This is a genomic window from Streptomyces torulosus (genome assembly GCF_001419765.1).
Taxonomy (GTDB): Bacteria; Actinomycetota; Actinomycetes; order Streptomycetales; family Streptomycetaceae; genus Streptomyces; species Streptomyces torulosus.
This window is the reverse complement of sequence record NZ_LIRK01000769.1, coordinates 1-5597: the sequence shown is the minus strand read 5'-3', so window position 1 is coordinate 5597 and position 5597 is coordinate 1. Positions and strand designations below refer to the sequence as shown.

Annotated in this window: 3 protein-coding genes and 1 pseudogene; 3 read left to right on the top strand and 1 reads right to left on the bottom strand. The window is 62.8% G+C overall.

Annotated elements, in window-relative coordinates; genetic code table 11:
* The 3 genes from AOK23_RS39530 to AOK23_RS39520 form a co-directional block, all read left to right on the top strand.
* Window positions 1-4092 (top strand): DUF6531 domain-containing protein (locus AOK23_RS39530; protein WP_055717268.1); only part of this gene is annotated, 4092 nt, incomplete at its 5' end.
* 17 nt (window positions 4093-4109) lie between these two features.
* A complete protein-coding gene (locus tag AOK23_RS39525; RefSeq protein WP_055717267.1) occupies window positions 4110-4670 on the top strand; it encodes a hypothetical protein in 561 nt (186 codons plus the stop codon).
* A gap of 20 nt (window positions 4671-4690) precedes the next feature.
* On the top strand, window positions 4691-5161 hold the full coding sequence (locus AOK23_RS39520; protein ID WP_055717266.1) for a hypothetical protein: 471 nt from the start codon (window positions 4691-4693) through the stop codon (window positions 5159-5161).
* 7 nt (window positions 5162-5168) lie between these two features.
* Here AOK23_RS39520 and AOK23_RS50995 read toward each other — a convergent pair.
* A pseudogene (locus AOK23_RS50995) lies at window positions 5169-5597 on the bottom strand (hypothetical protein); the annotation flags it as partial.

The window sequence follows — 5597 nt, the reverse complement described above, 5'->3', positions numbered from 1 at the left end:
CCCTTCCAGGACCCCGGCGAGAAGGACGTCGCCCGCGCGCACCAGCTTCTCAAGGAGGCCCGCAGGCAACGCAACGAGGCCGCGCGCACGGCCGCCACGTCGGTCCGGGCCGCGCTGGAACACGCGCCCGCCGAGCCCCCGCCCCTGAGCCGGCTCGTCTCGAACTTCGTCGACCACCAGGCGGGCACGAGCCTGGAGCTGACGCATGTCGTGGGCGGCGCGGTGAAGGGCACGGCGGGCCTGCTCACCTTCGCCCGCGGCATGACGTTCTACGACCCGTACAACCTCACCCACCCCGCCGAGTACTACCAGAACGTCAACATGACGCTCGCCGGCCTGGCAAACACCGCGGCCCACCCGGACCGGGCCCTCAAGGACGCCTGGGAGACCGCCAAGAAGGACCCGTCCGAGTTCATGGGCCGCCTCGCCCCCGAGGCCCTGGGCACGAAGGGCACGGGCGTCGGACGTGGGGCGGTGCGCGGCGGGATCAGGGGGGCGGTCGACGACGCCCTGGCGTCGGAATCCCGAAACGCTCGCCGTAGCGTGGTCGGTGAACCCGAAGCCACGGGGCGTCATGCCTCCGACAAGGTCTGCCTGAGAGATCCTGTAGATGTTGCCACGGGTCGCATGGTCCTTCCCCAGACAGACATCTTCCTGGCCGGATCTCTCCCTCTCGTTTTCACTCGGTCCTTCGAGTCCTCCTATCGCGCCGGGCGGTGGTTCGGACCCCATTGGTCCAGTACCGCCGATCAGCGCTTGGAGGTCGACTCCGAAGGCGTTGTCTTCGTCGACGACGTAGGCATGTTGCTGGCGTACCCCCACCCCGCTCCCGGCGTTTCGGTCCTCCCCACCCATGGACCGCAGTGGCCTTTGAACCGTGAAGACGGCGGCTATACCATCACGGATCCCGCAACACGACAGAGGTGGCACTTCATCGATCAATCCGACGAGCTGTCACTTCTGAAACAGATAGACGACCGCAACGGCAACTGGATCACGTTCGACTACGACGCCGACGGTACGCCCACCGACATCGTCCACAGCGGTGGCTACCACTTGCGGATGGCAGTCACGGACGGCAGAGTCACCGCCTTGTACCTCGTGGGAGCCTCCAGCGACGGCACGGACCAAGAGATTCTTCGCTACGGCTACACCGATGGCCATCTCACCAACGTGACCAAATCCAGCGGGCGGCCCACACTCTTCGGGTGCGACGAGCACGGCCGCATCACCTCGTGGACGGATACGAACGGCGAGCATTTCGAGTACGTCTACGACGACCGAGACCGTTGCACATTCCAATCAGGTTCCGCCGGTCACCAGCGTTCCACCTTTTCCTACGACTCGATCGACCCGGCGACCGGGCATCGCATCACATCGGTCACGGACTCCTTCGGCTACACCTCCCATTACCTCATCGACGACCGCATGCACGTAGCGGCCGAGGTGGACGAACTGGGAGGGACGACCCGTTACCAACGGGACCACCGCAACCGAGTGCTTTCGCAGACAGATGCGCACGGCCGGATCGTCTCCTACGCATACGACACAGCAGGGCATCTGACCCGCGTGACCCGCCCCGACGGGCGTGCGTCGAAGGCCGAGTACGACGCGCGTGGTCTGGCCACGAAAGTCATCAACCCCGATGGATCAGTGATTCGCCAGACCTACGACGAGGTTGGCAATCGCACGTCAGTTACCGATTCGAAGGGCCGGACCAGTCATTTCAGGTACGACGAGGCAGGCCGAGTCACGTCGGTGACCCACCCGACTGGGCACTCGACCGCGATCCACTGTGACCGTGCGGGACTTCCCATCCAGATCACCGACGTCCGGGGAGGCGTGACCCGATACAAACGGGACGCCTTCGGCCGTGTGATCGCCGTCGTCGACCCGACAGGCGGCGTCACCGAACTGGGATGGACGCAGGAGGGCCGCCTGACCCGCCGCACGACACCCGACGGTGCCACCGAGTCCTGGACGTACGACGGGGAGGGCAACTGCACCAGTCACACCGATTCCATGGGCAATGTATCGCGGTTCGAATACACACATTTCGACCTGCTCGCAGCCCGCGTCGGCCCGGACGGATCACGGTACGAGTTCACGTACGACACGGAGTTGCGGCTCACGACAGTCACCAACCCTCAAGGCCTGACATGGAAGTACTCATATGACCCGGCCGGCAGGCTCGTCGAGGAAACAGATTTCGACGGTCGAACCCTCACGTACGCATATGACGCGGTCGGACTTCTGGTGTCACGAACGAACGGGCTCGGTCAGGTCGTGTCATTCGAGCGCAACGAGCTCGGTCAGATCATCCGCAAGGATGCGGCCGGCCGATTGACGACGTACGCGTACGACATGACGGACCAGCTCGCTCACGCACATGACCGTGACTCCACACTTACCGTGATTCGGGATCGGTTCGGCCTGGTCCGCTCCGAAAAGGTCGACGGCAGGGAACTGAAATACGGCTACGACGAGTTGGCGCGACGGACAAGCCGCACCACCCCAACGGGCGCGGTGACGAGTTGGTCGTTCGACTCCTCAGGACAACCCGCACACATGGTGATGTCCGGTCGCCCCGTCGAGTTCACCTACGACGTCATGGGCCGGGAACTGACTCGCCGTTTCGGTCACGGAGTTACTCAACAGCGCACTTTCGATGCCATGGGCCGACTCACAGAGCAGTCAGTGACGGACGCAGGCGGTCACGCCCTCCAGAACCGGGCGTACATCTACCGCGATGACGGCAACCTGGTAGGAGTCGACGACGTCCTGATCGGCCCTCGCCGTTTCGACCTCGACGCATCGGGCCGCGTCATGTCTGTAAGCGCGGCGAACTGGACGGAGAAGTACGCCTACGACGAAGCAGGCAACCAAACCTCGGCTTCGTGGCCAACAGATCATCCTGGCCGGGAAGCAGTAGGCACACGGACCTATGCCGGAACCCGTATCGCTCGTGCGGGCAACGTCCGTTATGTCCATGATGCTTTGGGCCGCATGATTCTCCGTCAAAAGACTCGTCTGTCCCGCAAGGCAGACACTTGGCGCTACGAATGGGACGTCGAAGACCGTCTCATGTCGGTGACGACCCCGGACGGAACTCACTGGCGCTACACGTATGATCCGCTCGGCCGCCGCACCGCAAAGCTCCGGATGGCAGAGGATGGCCAAACCGTCGCCGAGCGGATCGAATTCACCTGGGACGGCACGACTCTATGTGAGCAGACAACAACGTCTCCCAGTCTGCCCAATCCGGTAACGGTCACCTGGGACTACCAGGGCAGGCATCCTGTCGCTCAGACGGAACGGATCCGGACAGCCGATGCGCCTCAGCATGAGATCGACTCCCGGTTCTTCTCCATCGTGACCGACCTCGTCGGCAGCCCCACAGAACTCGTGGACGAGCAAGGAGACATAGCCTGGCGCACACGGGCAACCCTGTGGGGCAGCACCACATGGGCCGCCGACAGCAGCGCCTATACGCCGCTACGTTTTCCTGGCCAGTACTTCGATCCCGAATCAGGGCTGCACTACAACTATTTCCGTCACTACGACCCGGAAACAGCACGATATCTGACACCGGATCCTCTTGGGCTGGCACCTGCACCGAACCCCGCGGTTTATGTGCGCAACCCTCATACCTGGAGCGACCCACTCGGCCTCGCCCCTGAAGAGTGCAAGGACACGGTCAGCGGATATCGTAAGCAGACCAATCATCCGATGAGTCAGCGCATTCATGTGGATGAAAACGGGAACGTCACCATCACCGGCAAGGGTGCGCTTTACGTTAACCTGAGTGGCGAAATCGGTCACACGGTCCGCTTCCGAGGCGATGGTGGGCAGATTGTAGAATTTCAGATCTCGGAGGAGTTCCGAGAGAAGATCAGAAACAATGCGATCCCGCAACAGCAGCCAGAGGGACTGGGTTTCACCAAAGCAGAATGGAAAGAACTGAAGAGGATCTACCCGGAGATTTCCGACCCCACCATGGGAGAGGATCTATACGGTATCCCAAGCGGCATGCTCGACGAGTTCCGGGCAGAAGTCTCAAAATATCCAGGCAGGATAGTTCAGGATGAGTGACAGGGAAGATTACTGAAGTGATTCACGAAATCGAGGACCTCGAGCAGGAAATCGACCGCCTTACCCGCCAACCATCACAAGGTGAAGTACCGCCGGTACTGTGCGCATTCGATGTGGTGACGACTGGCCCCGTCGACGAATATGTGTCCAGAGTGCGGTCCGTCTTGCACGCAGCGCTGACGTTGGCCATTTCTCAGTCCTTCGAAGGAGACGACCTCCCCACGGGTGACCTTCCCGAGTGGTTCGTTGCAGCGAGCGAGGACGCCGCTGAGCCGGTTCCTGATTTCGCGGCACGCGGGAGAGACCGCTATGTCGCAATGATCAAGGGCACGGTCGGCCGAGGATGGCAGTTGCAGGAGTGGCTCTACCAGTTCGACCCCGACTCAGAGTTTCGTGGATGGGCATGGTGGGACGTCACGTATTCCGTCGAAGGGCACGTGCGCATCTGGGTGGACAGCTGGGGTGAGTCCTTCTTTGCGTGCGACGAGCTTCGATGGCTCGCATACACCGCCGGAGGCCAAGAAGTGTCCGGGCCCGTCCTGCTTGATTCGACGACATGGGTCTCCGCGGCCCGCTGAGAAGACTTCGGACAAACAGAATGGATGACCGATTCGACGTTCGCGTCAAAATCGGCGACGGGGAAGCCCAATGGCAGGTGCTGGTCGAGGGAGATGGGCCATGGCATCTGCACCTCAGATCCCCCGACGGGATCGAAGCGGCAGCGGTCGGCGACAACGTGTTTAAAGCGTTGCGGTCGATCCGTGAGGAGTTGACCCCGAGAGGGATCATCTTGTGCTGCAACGGGGCGCGAGTCGATGTGAGACCGTCGGGCTTTTCCGCTTCGCACGGCGCTTGGATGATCTATGTTCTCCATATGTGGCGCCCGTCTACCGTGCGCGACCTTGTGCCGATCTTCGGTTACGCGCCCCCCAGCAAAGTAGGCTCCGTGGAGGAGCAGGACGCCTACTGGGAGCGCCACCTGAAGAACAGGAAGAATCCCCTCAACTTCATCAACCCGGTCTGGTGGGTTTATTTCCTCACGGCATCTCGCGGGAAACCGAAATGGTGAGAAGGCGCTACCCCATCGGCCGGTAGTAGCCGAGGACGTGGGCCAGGTGGGGGAACCACTCGTGGAGGCGGGTTCGGGGTTTGGCCTCGACCGTGCACTCGAAGAAGCTGCCGTCCAGGTGGACCACCGCGACCATGAGGGCCTTGCCGTTGGGGCTCGCCTTGTAGTGGACGCTGCGGATCTCGGACCAGGGGAAGTCGACGGAGACGCCGTGGTCCTCGAAGGCCACGCCTGACACGTCGATGACGATGGAGTTGTGGCGGTCGACCGCCAGGAACTCCGGGCCCGCGGGGTCGGGGCCCGCCGGTGCCGCCCCGGCGGCGGGGGGTGCGTAGACATGCGGCGGCTGGGTCGCGTACGCGTGGGGTGGCTGGGGCTGCGGCGGTTGTGGGTAGGGGTGTGCCTGCGGCGCGTGAGGCTGGGGCGCGTACTGGTG

Coding starts and splice junctions, on each gene's coding strand:
- AOK23_RS39520 (WP_055717266.1), top strand. CDS start 4,691: ATGGATGACCGATTCGACGTTCGCGTCAAAATCGGCGACGGGGAAGCC.